We start from the raw sequence: 14,604 nt of genomic DNA on the forward strand, positions 1-14,604 counted from the left end.
GGCCCAGCGTTTACGCTGGACCGCATGCCGACTCTGCTGCTCGTCCGTCACGGCCGTTCCACCGCCAACTCCGCCGGGATCCTGGCCGGGTGGGCACCCGGTGTGGATCTTGACGCGCACGGCGAGCAGCAGGCCAAGCACCTGGCCGAGCGGCTCGCCGCGGTGCCGGTCAGCCAGGTCGTCAGCAGTCCGCTGGACCGCTGCCGGCAGACCCTCGCCCCGCTGCTGGAGGCCCGCCCGGAGCTGACCCAGCGGTTGGACGAGCGACTCGGCGAGTGCCGCTACGGCGACTGGACCGGACGGCCGCTGGCCGAGCTGGCCGGCGAGCCGTTGTGGAAGACGGTCCAGGCGCACCCCTCCGCCGCGGTGTTCCCCGGCCCGGAGGGCGAGTCCCTGCGCGAGCTCAGCCACCGCGCGGTGGAGAGCGTCCGCGAGTGGGACGCCGAGGTGGAGCGGGAGCACGGCCCCGACGCGGTGTGGCTGGCCTGCAGCCACGGCGACGTGATCAAGACGATCGTCGCCGACGCGCTGGGCCTGCATCTGGACAACTTCCAGCGGATCTCGGTCGAGCCCTGCTCGGTCACCGCCATCCGCTACACCCCGCACCGCCCCTTCCTGCTGCGCCTCGGCGACACCGGCGACCTCAGCGGCTTCGCCCCCAGCACCGACAAGCCGGCCGCCCCGGCCGGTGACGCCGTGGTCGGCGGCGACACCGGGGTGCGGTGACCTCCGGGCCGGATAGGTAGGGTTGGATCGAACAGCGACGACCAGATCTGGAGCAATCCGTGCCCCGCCAGGTGTTCTTCTACGATCCGCCCGAGCGATTCGTGGCCGGTACGGTCGGCGAACCCGGTCAGCGTGCCTTCTACCTGCAGGCCAGCGCCCGTGGCCGGGTGACCAGCGTGCTCCTGGAGAAGACCCAGGTGGCGGCGCTGGCCGAGCGGGTCGAGGAGCTGCTGGACGAGGTGGTCCGGCGCAGCGGCGGCAGCACCGCCGTGCCGGCGGTCGCACCCGCCGAGATGATCGACAGCGCCCCGCTGGACATGCCGGTGGTGGAGGAGTTCCGGGTCGGCACCATGGCCCTGGCCTGGGACGAGTCCATCGACCGGCTGATCGTCGAGGCCCAGGCGCTGATCGAGGTCGACCCGGAGAGCGACCTGGACGGCGACCCCGACGCGCAGGACCTGTTCGAGGACGACGAGAACGGGCCGCCGATGCTGCGGGTCCGCCTCAGCGGAGCGATGGCCAGGGTCTTCGCCAAGCGCGCGCTGGAACTGGTCTCGGCCGGCCGCCCGCCGTGCCCGTTCTGCAGCCTTCCGCTGGACCCGCAGGGCCATGTGTGCCCCCGTCAGAACGGATACCGGCGCTGAGCACCCCGCAGGAAGCCGAGGCGCCCGACGCCGACCCCGTGGCCTCCGCAGCCCTCGCCGCCGACCCGGAGCGCGCCCTGGCGCTGCTGCGCGGAGGTGAGCTGGAGATACACGGCCGGCTCACCGAGGCATCCAACGGGGTCTTCTACTGCACCGTCAGCGACGAGACGGAGCAGGCCGTCGCCGTCTACAAGCCGGTGCGCGGCGAGCGCCCGCTCTGGGACTTCCCCGACGGCACCCTCGCCGGGCGCGAGGTCGCCGCCTACCTGGTCGCCGCCGCGACCGGCTGGGGCCTGGTGCCGCCCACGGTGCTGCGGGACGGGCCGTTCGGCGAGGGCATGTGCCAGGTCTGGGTGGAGTCCGACCCGGACGCCCAACTCCTGGACCTGCAGGACGCGAAGGAGCCCGCCGAGGGCTGGCGCGCGATCGGCCGCGCGGACGTCGGCGGGGGCAGGACGGCCCTGCTGGTCCACGCCGAGGACCCCCGGCTGCGCCGGATGGCCGTGCTGGACGCCGTCATCAACAACGCCGACCGCAAGGGCGGCCATCTGCTGCCCGCCGTCGACGGCCGCCTCTACGGCATCGACCACGGCGTCACCTTCGCCGTCCCCGGCAAGCTCCGCACCCTGCTCTGGGGCTGGGCCGGCGAGCCCCTGGACGACGAGGCGGTCACCGCGCTCACCGGTCTCGACGACCGACTCAAGGGGACGCTCGCCGACGACCTCGCACCGCTGCTCACCGCCGCCGAGATCGACGCCCTCCGCGAACGCGTCGCCAACCTGCTCGCCAGCGGCCTGCACCCGGTCCCCTCCGGGGACTGGCCGCCCGTGCCCTGGCCGCCGATCTGACGCTGCCTGGTCCCGGTCGGTGGTTCCTGGGTGATTCTGAAAGATTTATTGACGCTCTCTGTGAGTTACTGCTCTACTCCGTTGGGTTCGGAACGTTCTGCCACCCGCGAACCTTCGACCCCAGCTGGAGCAGTTGATGCCTCGTCGCACCTCCAGAACCCTCGTCGCCGTGGCCGCAGCGCTCGCCGCCGCCACCGCCGGACTCAGCCTCCCCACCGCAGCCCACGCTGCCGCGCCCGCAGTTGCGGCCACCACTGCATTACAGACCGCTGCCGTGAAGTCCCCCACCCCCCACACCGTCACCTACGACGGCTACTCGCTGATGATCGACGGCAAGCGGACCTACATCTGGTCCGGCGAGTTCCACTACAGCCGGCTGCCCAGCCCGTCGCTCTGGCTGGACGTGCTGCAGAAGATGAAGGCGGCCGGCTTCAACGCCGTGTCGATCTACTTCGACTGGGCCTACCACTCGCCCAAGCAGGGGGTCTACGACTTCTCCGGAGTGCGGGACGTGGACCACCTGCTCGACCTGGCCGCCCAGGTCGGCATCTACGTCATCGCCCGGCCCGGCCCGTACATCAACGCCGAGGTCGACAGCGGCGGCTTCCCGGCCTGGCTGGACACGCTGCCCGGCAAGGACCGCAGCACCGACCCCGCCTACCTCGCCGCCGCCGACGAGTGGCTCAGCCGGATCGACCCGATCCTGGCCCGGCACCAACTCACCAACGGCACCGGCACCGTGATCACCTATCAGGTCGAGAACGAGTTCTACGACGGTTCCGCGGCCGGTCGCGCCTACATGACCCATCTGGAGGGCAAGGCCCGCGCCGACGGCATCACCGTTCCGCTGACCGGCAACAACAACGGCACCTTCAACAGCGGCGCGGGAGCCCTGGACATCGACGGCGCCGACTCCTACCCGCAGGGCTTCAACTGCTCCAACCCGCTGTCCTGGAGGGGCGTTCCCGACATCTCCTACGACCATGTCGCCGGAAAGCCGCTGTACACCGCCGAGTTCCAGGGCGGCTCGTTCGACCCCTGGGGCGGCCCGGGCTACGCCAAGTGCGGCCAGCTGACCGGAGCAGACTTCGCCGATGTCTTCTACAAGAACAACATCGCCGTCGGCGCCACGATCCAGAGCTTCTACATGACCTACGGCGGCACCTCCTGGGGCTGGCAGGCCGACCCCTCCCAGGTCTACACCTCCTACGACTACGGCGCGGCCATCTCCGAGGACCGTCAGCTCACCGCCAAGTACCAGCAGGACAAGCTGATCGGCTACTTCCTGCAGAGCGTCACGCCGATCACCAGGACCGACAGCCTGGCCGCCGCTGCGACCGACAACGCGGCCGTCGTCGACACCGCGCGGATCAACCCCGACGACGGCACCCAGTTCCATGTGCTGCGGCATGCCGACTCGACCGCGACCAGCACCGATTCCGCCCATATCGCGATCGACCTCGGCGCGCACGCCGGCTACACCTACGACGACACCGCCACCCAGCTCCAGTACACCGGGAGTTGGTCGCACGTCGGCTCCGAGCAGAGCTACACCGGCGGCGACTATCAGAAGACCGAGTCCTTCACCGACACCGCGGGCGACAGCGTCAGCATCCCCTTCACCGGCACCGCGATCCACTGGATCGCCTCCAAGGCCGCCAACCACGGCCTGGCCGACGTCTACCTGGACGGAGTCAAGGTCGCCACCGTCGACGGCTACGCGGCGAGCACCGCCAACCAGCAGATCCAGTACGCGGCCTCCGGACTCAGCGACGGCGCCCACACCCTGAAGATCGTGGCCACCGGTCAGAAGAACGCTGCCGCCAGCGGCACCTTCGTCTCGGTGGACGCCGTCGACCTGCCCACGCCCGGGGCCAGGTACTACCCGACCGTCCCGCAGCAGCCGGGCACCCAACTGACCTTCGCCGGACGCGACTCCAAGACCGTCGTCGCCAACTACAAGCTCGGCGCGTCTCAGTTGCAGTACTCCACCTCCGAGATCATGACCCAGGCCGAGATCGGCGGCCGGGACGTGGCCGTCCTCTACGGGCGGCAGGGCCAGGACGGCGAGACCGTCCTCAACTACCAGCAGCAGCCCATTGTCCAGGTCCTCTCCGGCAGCGTGCAGAGCAGCTGGGACGCGAGCACCGGCGACCTGCGGCTGAACTACACCCATGACGGGCTGGCCCGGGTGCTGATCACCGGCGGGGCGCGACCGCTGCTCTTGCTGCTGGGCACCGACCAGACCGCCGAGCAGTTCTGGCAGGCGCAGACCCCATCGGGACCGGTCCTGGTCTACGGCAGCGACCTGCTGCGGACCGCCGTGGCCAGTACCAACGGCCGCGGCCGGCTCGACCTGACCGGGGACAGCGCCTCGGCCCAGCCGGTCGAGGTCTTCGCCGACCCGGCCGTCACCGGCACCATCACCTGGAACGGGAAGCGGTTGCAGGCCAGGGCGACCGGAAGCGGCTCCGAGCTGAGCACCCTGCCCGGCGCGGCCGCCGTCACCCTGCCGGCGCTCACCGACTGGAAGCACACCCAGGAGTCCCCGGAGTCCCAGCCCGGCTTCGACGACTCCTCCTGGCAGGTCGCCGACAAGGCGACCTCCAACAGCACCACCACCCCGGCGACGCTGCCGGTGCTCTTCGCCGACGACTACGGATTCCACCACGGCGACGTCTGGTACCGGGGCCGCTTCAAGGGCTCGGCGGGCGCGACCGGGATCACCCTGTCCGCGATCACAGGCAAGGCGGGCGTCTACTCGGTCTGGCTCAACGGCGCCTTCCTGGGCAGCACCAGTCCCAACAACGGCGGCACCAGCTCGCAGACCTTCGCCTTCCCGGCCGGGGCGCTGAAGGCCGGCGCCGACAACGAACTCTCGGTGCTGGTGGAGAACATGGGCCACAACGAGGACTACAACCAGGCCAACAGCAACAAGGAGGCGCGCGGGCTGACCGGGGCGATCGTCGCCGGCTCCCCGCTGACCACACTCAGCTGGCGGATCCAGGGATCGAGCGGCGGCGAGAACCTGGTCGATCCGGTGCGCGGCGCCATGAACACCGGCGGCCTCTACGGCGAGCGGGCCGGCTCGAGCCTGCCCGGCTTCAAGGACAGCACCTGGCCCACCGTCAGTCTGCCCACCAGCGACGCCACTCCGGGTGTCTCCTGGTACCGCACCACGGCGACGCTGAACCTCCCCAAGGGCCAGGACACCTCAGTGGGCCTGCAGATCACCGATGACGCCTCGCGCCACTACCGGGCGCTGATCTACGTCAACGGGTGGCAGCTCGGCCGCTACGTCAATGACGTGGGTCCCCAGCACCTCTTCCCGATCCCCAACGGCATCCTCAAGGCGAACGGCGCCAACACCATCGCCATCGCGGTCTGGAACACCGACGGCAGCACCGGGGGACTGGGCACGGTCTCCCTGGTGAACCTCGGCAGTACCGCCTCCTCGCTGCGGACCGCGACGGTGGACAGCCCCCGTTACGACGCCGCCACCTACGCCCAGCCCAAGGCCCACCAGGCCACCGTCACCCTCGACGCCCCGGACACCGCGGCCGCCGGTACGGCCTACCCGGTCACCGCGATCTTCGCGGTGCCGGCCGGAGCACCGACGGCCAGCACGGTCCAGCTGGGACTGACCCTGCCCAGCGGCTGGACGGCCCAGCCGTCCGGTCCGGTCAGCGCGAAGAAGGTCGCCGCCGGAAGCTCGCTCAGCGGCAGCTGGACGGTCACCTCGCCGACGGGCACCCTGCCCGCGTTCTCACAGCTCACGGGGGTGGCCGAGTACCGCCAGCAGGGCCGGTCCCAGCAGCTCGCCGACGTCAGGAACGTGCGTGCGGTGCCGGTGGCCCCCACCGCCGACACCGAGGTCAGCGCGCTGCCGTTCTTCACCTCCTCGAACGGCTGGGGACCGGTGGAACGCAACACCAGCAACGGTGAGCAGGCCGCCGGGGACGGGAAGCCGATCACCATCGGCGGCCAGGTCTACGCCTACGGGCTGGGCACCAACGCGGTCAGCGACGTCGGGATCTACCTCGGCGGCCACTGCACCCGCTTCACCGCCACGGTCGGCGTCGACGCCGAGGCCGGCAGCGCGGGGACGGTCACCTTCAGTGTTCTGGCCGACGGCCGCAACCTGGTGACCACCCCGGTGCTCAAGGGGGGCGGCTCGACGGTCTCCATCGACGTCGACACCACCGGCGCCCAACTGCTCGACCTGGTGGTCGGCGACGGCGGGGACGGCAACGGCAACGACCACGGCGACTGGGCCGATGCCAAGGTCGCCTGCAGCTGACCTGAGCAGGTCAGAAGCGCGAATGCGGGGAGGCGGGCGACCGGTCACCCGCCACCCCGCACGCAGGGCCCGAGGCACTGGTGCGAAGATCACATCCGGCCGGTTAGAGTCATCTGTATGTATGCCTGGCCCGCCACCGACGTCCCCGTGCTCCCCGGTCAGGGGAGCCCCCTGCGTATCTTCGACACCTCCGCAGCCGGTGTGCGGACCTCAGAGCCGGGCCCGACCGCCCGGCTCTACGTCTGTGGGATCACGCCGTACGACGCCACCCACCTCGGCCACGCGGCCACCTACAATGCCTTCGACCTGATCCAGCGGGTCTGGCGGGACGCCGGCCACGACGTGGTGTACGTCCAGAACGTCACCGACGTCGACGACCCGCTGCTGGAGCGCGCCATCGCCACCGGCCAGGACTGGACCGAGCTCGCCGAGCGCGAGACCGCGCTGTTCCGTGAGGACATGACGGCTCTGCGGATGCTGCCCCCCGCGCACTACATCGGCGCGGTCGAGGCCATCCCGTCCATCGTCCCGCTGATCAAGGACCTGCTGGACTCCGGCGCGGCCTACCGCCTCGACGGCGACATCTACTTCTCGGTCGAGTCCGACCCGCACTTCGGCGAGGTCTCCCGGCTGGACGAGGCGCAGATGCTGCGCTTCTTCGCCGAGCGCGGCGGCGACCCGGACCGCCCGGGCAAGAAGCACCCGCTGGACCCCATGCTGTGGCTCGCGGCCCGGCCCGACGAGCCCGCCTGGGACACCGAGATCGGTCACGGACGGCCCGGCTGGCACATCGAGTGCGTGGCCATCGCGCTGCAGTACCTCGGCATGGAGTTCGACATCCAGGGCGGCGGCAGCGACCTCGCCTTCCCGCACCACGAGATGGGCGCCTCGCACGCCCAGGTACTGACCAAGTCGCACCCCTTCGCCCGCGCCTACGTCCACGCCGGCATGGTGGGTCTGCACGGCGAGAAGATGTCCAAGTCGCGCGGCAACCTGGTGTTCGTCTCCCAGCTGCGCCGGGACGGGGTGGATCCCGCCGCGATCCGGCTGGCGCTGCTGGCGCACCACTACCGCTCCGACTGGGAGTGGACCGACAGCGACCTGCTGCGCGCCCAGGACCGGCTGGCCCGCTGGCGCGCCGCGGTCTCCCGCCCCGACGGCCCCGACGCCGCGGCCACCCTGGCCGAGGTCCGCGAGGCCCTGGCCGACGACCTGAACTCGCCGCGCGCCCTGGCCGTGATCGACGCCTGGGCCGCCAAGCAGGACGCCGCGGGCGGCGACGACACCGGAGCCCCGGGTGTGGTGTCCAGGACCGTGGACGCACTGCTGGGCGTGGCGCTCTGAGGGATCTCCGGGCCGCTTTCGGCTGCGGACCGTAGTCGGTTTGTCGCGCAGTTCCCCGCGCCCCTATGGGGTTGCAAGTTCCCCACTGTGGGCAAGTTGCAGCCACCTGGGGGCGCGGGGAACTGCGCGACAAGCCCGCTACGGTCCGCAGCCGGGCCCCTTCAGAACCCCTCGCTCCGGGAGGGCGCGGGATACGTCCGCCCCTTCCAGGCCGCGCCGCGTCCGCGCCAGTGCTGGACCGCCGAGTCCACGGTCATCAGCAGATACAGCAGCGCCGTGAACGGCAGCAGCAGCGCGGCGAGCGGCGGCTGCCGGTAGTAGCGCAGCATGGGGACGTAGGTGCAGGCCATCAGTACCCAGGCCGCGCCGGACACCGAGGCCACGCGCGAATCCCCGGTCGTCAGCCCGACCACGGTCAGCACCGGCGGCACCAGGTAGACCAGGGAGAGCCCCAGCACCGTTCCGATCAGCAGCAGCACCGAGTGCCGCAGCTGGGCGTAGGCGCTGCGCGAGACCATCCGCCACAGCTGCCCGAACTCCGGGTACGGGCGGACGCTGTCCACCTGGTCGCCCAGCCCCAGCCAGGTCCGGCCGCCGCCGCGCTTCACCGCCTTCGCCAGGTTCACGTCGTCGATCACCGCGCCCCTGATCGCGGCGACCCCGCCGGCCCGCTCCAGCGCCTCACGCCGCACCAGCGTGCAGCCGCCGGCCGCGGCCGCGGTGCGCGACCCGGGCCGGTTGCTCCACCGGAACGGGTACAGCTGGGCGAAGAAGTAGACGAACGCCGGGACGATCAGCCGCTCCCAGCGGGTCTCGGTGCGCAGCCGGGCCATCTGCGAGACCAGGTCGTACGCGCCCCCGGTCGGCCCCTCGGCCGCGGCCACCAGGCTGTCCAGGGAGGCCGGCGCATGCGCGATGTCGGCATCCGTCAGCAGCAGGTACTCCACGTCCCCGGCCAGCTCGACGCCGTGCCGCAGCGCCCACAGCTTCCCGGTCCAGCCCTGCGGCGGCTCACCGGGGGAGGTGACGGTCAGCGGCAGCGAGCCGGGCGCCTCGGCGAGCTTGCGGGCCAGCTCGCCGGTGCCGTCCGTGCTGCCGTCGTCGACGAGGATCACCCGCGCGGTCCCCGGGTACTGCTGTGCCAGCAGCGACGGCAGGCTCAGCGGCAGCACCTCGGCCTCGTCCCGGGCCGGCACCACGATGGCCACCTCGGGCCGGGCCGCCGTCTCCGGGCGCGGCGGTAGCCGCACATCGGTGTGCCAGAAGCCGCCCTGACCGAAGGTCAGCCACAGCCAGGCCAGCAGAGACGCCACGGACACCCACATCAGCACGGTCACCTGCGCGAGTATGCCGCACCGCCCGGCTCGCACAGCGGCGACCGGTCATCCACTAAGGTCGAGTCCTATGAAGATCGCACTCATCGACTCCGGTCTGGGCCTGCTCAGCGCCGCCGCCGCGCTGCGGGGGCTGCGTCCGGACGCGGACCTGGTGCTGTCCACGGACCCGGACGGGATGCCCTGGGGGCCGCGTACCCCTGCCGGTATCACCGAGCACGCGCTGGCCTGCGCCCGCGCGGCGGCCGAGCTGCAGCCGGACGCGCTGATCGTCGCCTGCAACACGGCCTCGGTGCACGCGCTGGAGGCGATCAGGGCGGAGCTGGAGCCGGACATCCCGGTCATCGGCACCGTCCCGGCGATCAAGCCCGCGGCGGCGGCCGGCGGGCCGGTCGCGATCTGGGCCACCCCGGCGACCACCGGGAGCGCCTACCAGCGCGGTCTGATCAGGGACTTCGCGGCGGGCGTCGAGGTCGCCGAGATCCCCTGCCCGGGTCTGGCCGAGGCCGTGGAGCGGGCCGACGCCGACGCCGTGGCGCAGGCCGTGGCAGCGGCAGCCGCGCTGACCCCGCTCGGCACCCGGTCCCTGGTCCTCGGCTGCACCCACTACGAACTCCTGGACGACCTGATCCGCGCGGCCGTCCCGGGCCCGACCTTCTTCGGCTCCGCCCCGGCCGTAGCCGGCCAGGCCCTCCGCCGCGCCGCCCCGGCCGCCGTCGCCACCCGGGGCAACGGCACCCTCCTGGTCCTCCGCACCGGCCGCAAGGAAGAACTCCCCCCGGAAGCTCTCACCTACCCAGAGGGCCGCGCCCTTTAAGGCGCCGCAGGCGCCGTTAGGGGCGCGGGGAACTGCGCGCCCAGCCCCGAACTGAGCCGCACGCACCGCTAAACAGCAACCGCCCCCCGCAGCCGCCTAAGCCCCGGAGTCCACCCCGCCAGCACACTGTCAAAGATCCCCCGCGACGTCCCGGAATCCACCCCGAGCCGGCTGATCCTCAGCGGATCCGGCCGAACGGCCCCCACCGCCCGCAGGTCGAACAGCTGATCGTCGCCGAGGAACGCACTGCGGTACCCGTACCCCCGCAGCAGCGCCTCCGCGCGCCCATCGGCCACCCCGTGCGGATGCGCGAACGCACTCGGCTCCTCGCCGAGCAGCTCCGTCAGGATCCGGTGTCCGCCGACCACCTCCTCGCGGACGACGTAGTCGTCGCACCGGTCCAGCCGGGCGTGCCCGAGCGAGTGGTTGCCGATCACGATCCCGCCGTCGCGCAGCGCCCGCAGGTCGTCCGCCGTCAGCTGCGCGCGGCCGGGGACGGCCCGACGGGCCGTCACCCGCAGCTCCTCCAGGCAGCTGCGCCGGTCCGGGTCGGGCAGCGCCGCCATCGCGGCGACCGCGCCGGTGGGGCTGCGGCCCGGCAGCCGGCGGCTGTAGCCGCCCTCCTCGATGAGCAGCCGCGCCTCGTCCCACCAGTAGGGGCGCTCGCTGCCGACCAGTCCGGCGACGACGAAGGCCACCGCGGGGACCCGGCGCGCGGCCAGTACCGGCAGTGCCGTGGTGGCCGCGCTGCGGTGCCCGTGCTCGAAGGTGAGCAGCACCGCGTGCGGCGGCAGCGGCCGACCCCCGGCCAGGGTGTCCTGGACCTGGGTCAGTGAGACCGGGCTGGCGGTCCGCAGCAGCCGCTCCACCTGGGCCCGGAACGATCCGGGGTCGTCGAGTTCGCGGAAGGTCAGCACGGCGAGGCGCCGCGCCGAGCGCCCACGGGACCGATCCGCGCCCTGGCGGCTCTGACGCTCGACCGACCTGGGCAGGATGGTGAGGTTCGGCTCTCGCACGGACTTCCCTTCCGTCGCGCCGAGCTGCACCGGAGAGGGATGGCCGGTGCGGCTATGTCACCCAACGTATGGAAGACCCACACCCTGGGGTGAAGGTTGTACGCTGGCCGGAACAAGTTTCCGGCGGATTTCCGGCGACAATAGCCGCATGACCGTCGAAGCCCAGCCAACCGATCCCCGCCCGGTCGAACGCCGGGTGGACCTCGGCACTGCGCGGCTGCTCCCCGACCTGGACCGGCCCAGGGGCTGGCTGCTCACCATGGACGACGCGCCGCAGTCCTACGTCGACCTGGACAACCCGCTGCACCTGGAGTTCGAGTATGTGCAGCGGCTCGCCCACGCCGCCGACCTGGCCGCGCCGCCGGGACGGCCGCTGGACGCGCTGCACCTCGGCGGCGGGGCGCTCACCCTGCCCCGCTATCTGGCGGCGACCCGTCCCGGTTCGCGCCAGCGGGTGGTCGAGCTGGACGCGGCGCTGATCGCCCTGGTGCGCGAGCACCTGCCCTGGACGCCGGCCCGCGGCGGCGCCGAGGTCCGGATCGAGGTCCAGGCCGCGGACGCCCGCGCCGCCCTGGCCGCGAGCCCGGACGGCTGTGCGGATCTGCTGGTCGCCGACGTGTTCGGCGGCTCGCGCATCCCGGCGCACCTCACCTCGGTGGAGTTCCTCCGGGAGGCGGCGCGGGTGCTGCGCGCGGACGGCCTCTACGCCGCGAACCTCGCCGACGGCTCGCCGCTGGACTTCGCCCGCTCCCAGCTGGCGACCGTCGCCGAGGTGTTCCCCGAGGTGTGCCTGGTCGCCGAGCCCTCGGTGCTGCGCGGGCGCCGCTACGGCAATCTGGTGATCCTGGCCGGCCGGCAGCCGTTCCCGGTCGCCGACCTGGCCCGCCGTACCGCGGCGGACGCCTTCCCGGCCCGAGTGGTCCACGGCGACCGGCTCGACCTGCTCCGGGGGGACGCGCGACCGGTCACCGACGCGACAGCGACGCCCTCCCCGGCCCCGCCGGACGGAGCCTTCAGCCTGGGCTCCTGACGGTCCGACGGACTTACGCGCTGACGACCCGACGGCCTACTCGCCGACCAGAGCCAGCGCGAACCCGTCGTACCCCTTGCCGCCCACCGTCTGCAGCACGGTGCCCCGGAGCCGCGGTTCCGCGGCGATCAGCTCCACCGCCTCCTGGGATCCCCTGATCTCCGGCTGCTCCGACCCGACGTCCGCGAGATGGCCGTCGCGCACCACGTTGTCGACGATGATCAGGGTCCCCGGGCGGCCCAGCTCCAGCGCCCAGCGTACGTAGTTGCCGCTGTTGACCTTGTCGGCGTCGATGAAGACCAGGTCGAATGGGGCCGACCGCTCCTGCTGCAGCAGCGGCAGGCTGTCCAGCGCCGGGCCGACGCGCACCTCGACCCGGTCCGCGAGACCGGCCGCCGCGATGTTGCCCCGGGCCACCTCGGCATGCCTGGGGTCGAACTCCAGCGTCACCAGCCGCCCGTCCTGCGGCAGGGCCCGGGCCAGGCAGATCGTGGAGTAGCCCCCCAGGGTGCCGATCTCCAGGATCCGGCGTGCCCCCACCAGCCGCGCCAGCAGACTGAGGAACTCGCCCTGCGACGCGGACACGGCGATCCGCGGCAGCCCGGCGGCGTCGCTCGCCTTGAGCGCGGCGTCCAGCACCGGGTCACCGAGCCCCAGGGTCCGGTCGATGTAGCTGTCGACATGTCGCCATGTCTGCTCGTCCGTCGCGCCCGCGTTCATGCTGCTGCCTTCCGATCCCACCGCTGACCTGCCGTCCGATCGTCAACCTACCCGCCGCGGCGGGCCCCTACCATGGACGACATGCGCCTCATAGGAGAGATCGACCCTGCCCGCCCGCTGCTCGTCGTGGCCGTCGCGGAGGAGGCGGCGCACCTGGACGGGGGGCTGCCGGTGCTGCTGACCGGCATGGGCAAGGTGAATGCGAGCGTCGCGCTGGCGACCGTGCTCGCCCGGGGGCCGCTGCCCGCCGCCGTGGTCAACCTCGGGACGGCGGGGGCCCTGCGACCGGGTCTGGAGGGGACGCATGAGATCGGCGAGGTGATCCAGCACGACCTGGACACCGAGGTGCTGCGCACGCTCACCGGCGCGACCTTCGGCCCCCCGCTGACCCTGGACGCAGCCGGACCGTCCCGTCCGGTGCTGGCCACCGGCGACCTGTTCGTCGCCGAGGAGTCGGCCCGGCAGCGGCTCGCCGAACGGGCCGATCTGGTCGACATGGAGGGCTACGCGGTGGCGAGCGCGGCGCTGGCGGCCGGCGTCCCGGTCCGGGTGGTCAAGCATGTCAGCGACGAGGCCGGTGAAGGCGCGGCGCGCACCTGGCGCGAGTCCGTGGACGGCTGCGCCCAGGCCCTGGGGCTCTGGGCGCGCGACAACCTCTGACCCTGACGGCAACGGCGACGGCAACGGCGCCTACGGCTCGGCCAGCGGCCGGGCCGTGGCCATGCCGACCAGCAGGCCGGCGCCCGCGGTGATGCCGGGGAAGCTGAGCACCGGGCTGATCGCCGCCTCCGCCGCCAGCGCGGTGAGCGCCCCGGCGGCGGTCAGCGCCGCCGGGGTGGAGCCCGGCGAGCGGCGCAGGGTCCACATCATCCAGCCGTAGGACGCGGCCAGCAGGCACAGTCCGGGCACGCCCTGCTCCGCCGCGACCTCCAGCGCCGCCGAGGAGGCGCCGCCGGGGGTGGAGAAGTCCTGTGCGGCGGGGCTCAGTTCGGCGAACCGCCCGGGGCCGACGCCGCGCAGCGGGGCCCTTCCGGCCTCCTGGACCGCGTCGTGCCACAGCGCCGCCCGCTGCTGGGAGACCGGCAGTCCGCCGCTGCTCGCCGTCGGATCGGTGCCCGAGCGGGCCAGCAGCAGCGGGGCGGCGCCGGCCAGCACCGCGCACAGCCCCAACAGCAGCAGCGCGGGCAGCCGCCGCCTGGCCGTCCGCACCGCGACGGCCAGGATCAGGGTCCCGAGGCAGGCGAGGACCGCAGCTGTCGAGCCGGCCGTCACGGCCTCGGCGGTCAGCGCGCAGGCGATCAGGGCGAGGGCGAACGCCGGACGGAGGAGACGGCGCGCGTGGCGCGGCGTCCCGGCTGGTGCGGATCCCGCTGCCGGTGGTGTTCTGGCCGACTGCGCCGCGCAGCATGCGGCGCCGACGGCGAGGGCGATGAGCGCGCCGTTGGCGTCGGCGTTGTGCAGCGGGGGAGCGGCGGGGTCGCCGGACAGTCCGCCCGGCGCGACCAGCGCCAGCACGCCCACCGCGAGGGCGATCACGGCGGGCGAGCCGACGGCTGCGACGGCGCCGGCGATGCGTCCGGCCGCATATCCGGCGGCGACGGCCAGCAGCCCGAGCAGGACTCCCTCGGGATGGGCGTCGCGTCCGCTGGCGGTGTAGAGCGACCAGCTCGCGCAGCCGGTGAGCAGCAGTCCGCCGATCACGTCCACGGCTGTGTCGGAGGCGGCGCCCGACGGACCGTCAAGGTCGGGGGTGCCGATCGTCGATGTGCTCGCAGCCCCCATGCCGGCCCCCGTTTCCCGTCGATCCACGGTAGACCGGACCTGG

At 72.8% G+C, this 14,604-nt stretch carries 12 protein-coding genes; 8 read left to right on the forward strand and 4 right to left on the reverse strand.

Going from position 1 to position 14,604, the window contains the following annotated elements; genetic code table 11:
• Positions 1–24 precede the first annotated feature (24 nt).
• The 5 genes from ABH941_RS27480 (at position 25) to mshC (ending at position 7,862) form a co-directional block, all read left to right on the forward strand.
• Positions 25–726, forward strand: coding sequence for a histidine phosphatase family protein (locus ABH941_RS27480; RefSeq protein WP_370132212.1), 702 nt, complete (start codon positions 25–27; stop codon positions 724–726).
• 59 nt (positions 727–785) lie between these two features.
• Positions 786–1,370: a DUF3090 domain-containing protein gene (locus ABH941_RS27485; RefSeq protein ID WP_134010959.1), complete on the forward strand. Its 585-nt coding sequence runs from the start codon at positions 786–788 to the stop codon at positions 1,368–1,370.
• Positions 1,340–2,218 carry an SCO1664 family protein gene (locus ABH941_RS27490; RefSeq protein WP_370132213.1) on the forward strand — a complete coding sequence of 293 codons (879 nt, stop codon included), beginning with the start codon at positions 1,340–1,342 and terminating at the stop codon, positions 2,216–2,218. Before ABH941_RS27485 ends, ABH941_RS27490 begins: the two co-directional genes overlap by 31 nt.
• Before the next feature lie 136 nt (positions 2,219–2,354).
• The gene (locus tag ABH941_RS27495) at positions 2,355–6,518 is read left to right on the forward strand and encodes a beta-galactosidase (RefSeq protein WP_370132214.1); all 4,164 of its coding nucleotides are present in this window, start codon (positions 2,355–2,357) and stop codon (positions 6,516–6,518) included.
• 117 nt (positions 6,519–6,635) lie between these two features.
• Positions 6,636–7,862 carry a cysteine--1-D-myo-inosityl 2-amino-2-deoxy-alpha-D-glucopyranoside ligase gene (gene mshC / locus ABH941_RS27500; RefSeq protein ID WP_370132215.1) on the forward strand — a complete coding sequence of 409 codons (1,227 nt, stop codon included), beginning with the start codon at positions 6,636–6,638 and terminating at the stop codon, positions 7,860–7,862.
• A gap of 161 nt (positions 7,863–8,023) precedes the next feature.
• Here the strand turns inward: mshC and ABH941_RS27505 are convergent, their stop codons facing one another.
• The gene (locus ABH941_RS27505; RefSeq protein ID WP_370132264.1) at positions 8,024–9,187 is read right to left on the reverse strand and encodes a glycosyltransferase; all 1,164 of its coding nucleotides are present in this window, start codon (positions 9,185–9,187) and stop codon (positions 8,024–8,026) included.
• Positions 9,188–9,266: 79 nt separating this feature from the next.
• Between ABH941_RS27505 and ABH941_RS27510 the strand changes: the two genes are divergently transcribed.
• Positions 9,267–10,013 (forward strand): glutamate racemase, encoded by a 747-nt coding sequence (locus ABH941_RS27510; protein ID WP_370132216.1) that lies wholly within the window; start codon positions 9,267–9,269, stop codon positions 10,011–10,013.
• A 68-nt stretch (positions 10,014–10,081) separates the two neighbouring features.
• On the opposite strand, the gene ABH941_RS27515 is transcribed toward ABH941_RS27510, so the two are convergent.
• Positions 10,082–11,029, reverse strand: a complete 948-nt coding sequence (locus ABH941_RS27515; RefSeq protein ID WP_370132217.1) for a polysaccharide deacetylase family protein — start codon at positions 11,027–11,029, stop codon at positions 10,082–10,084.
• A gap of 148 nt (positions 11,030–11,177) precedes the next feature.
• On the opposite strand from ABH941_RS27515, the gene ABH941_RS27520 reads away from it, so the two are divergent.
• Positions 11,178–12,059, forward strand: coding sequence for a spermidine synthase (locus ABH941_RS27520; protein ID WP_370132218.1), 882 nt, complete (start codon positions 11,178–11,180; stop codon positions 12,057–12,059).
• Between the two features lie 36 nt (positions 12,060–12,095).
• Here ABH941_RS27520 and ABH941_RS27525 read toward each other — a convergent pair whose 3' ends face one another.
• Positions 12,096–12,779: an O-methyltransferase gene (locus tag ABH941_RS27525; protein ID WP_370132219.1), complete on the reverse strand. Its 684-nt coding sequence runs from the start codon at positions 12,777–12,779 to the stop codon at positions 12,096–12,098.
• Positions 12,780–12,860: 81 nt separating this feature from the next.
• Here ABH941_RS27525 and ABH941_RS27530 point away from each other — a divergent pair, with 81 nt between their 5' ends.
• Positions 12,861–13,439, forward strand: coding sequence for a nucleosidase (locus ABH941_RS27530; RefSeq protein ID WP_370132220.1), 579 nt, complete (start codon positions 12,861–12,863; stop codon positions 13,437–13,439).
• Positions 13,440–13,469: 30 nt separating this feature from the next.
• Here the strand turns inward: ABH941_RS27530 and ABH941_RS27535 are convergent, their stop codons facing one another.
• Entirely contained in the window at positions 13,470–14,561 is a 1,092-nt protein-coding gene (locus tag ABH941_RS27535) for an O-antigen ligase family protein (RefSeq protein ID WP_370132221.1), read from the reverse strand.
• Positions 14,562–14,604: the final 43 nt, after the last annotated feature.

The sequence above is a fragment of the Streptacidiphilus sp. EB103A genome, from assembly GCF_041261405.1.
In the GTDB taxonomy this organism is placed as follows: Bacteria; Actinomycetota; Actinomycetes; order Streptomycetales; family Streptomycetaceae; genus Streptacidiphilus.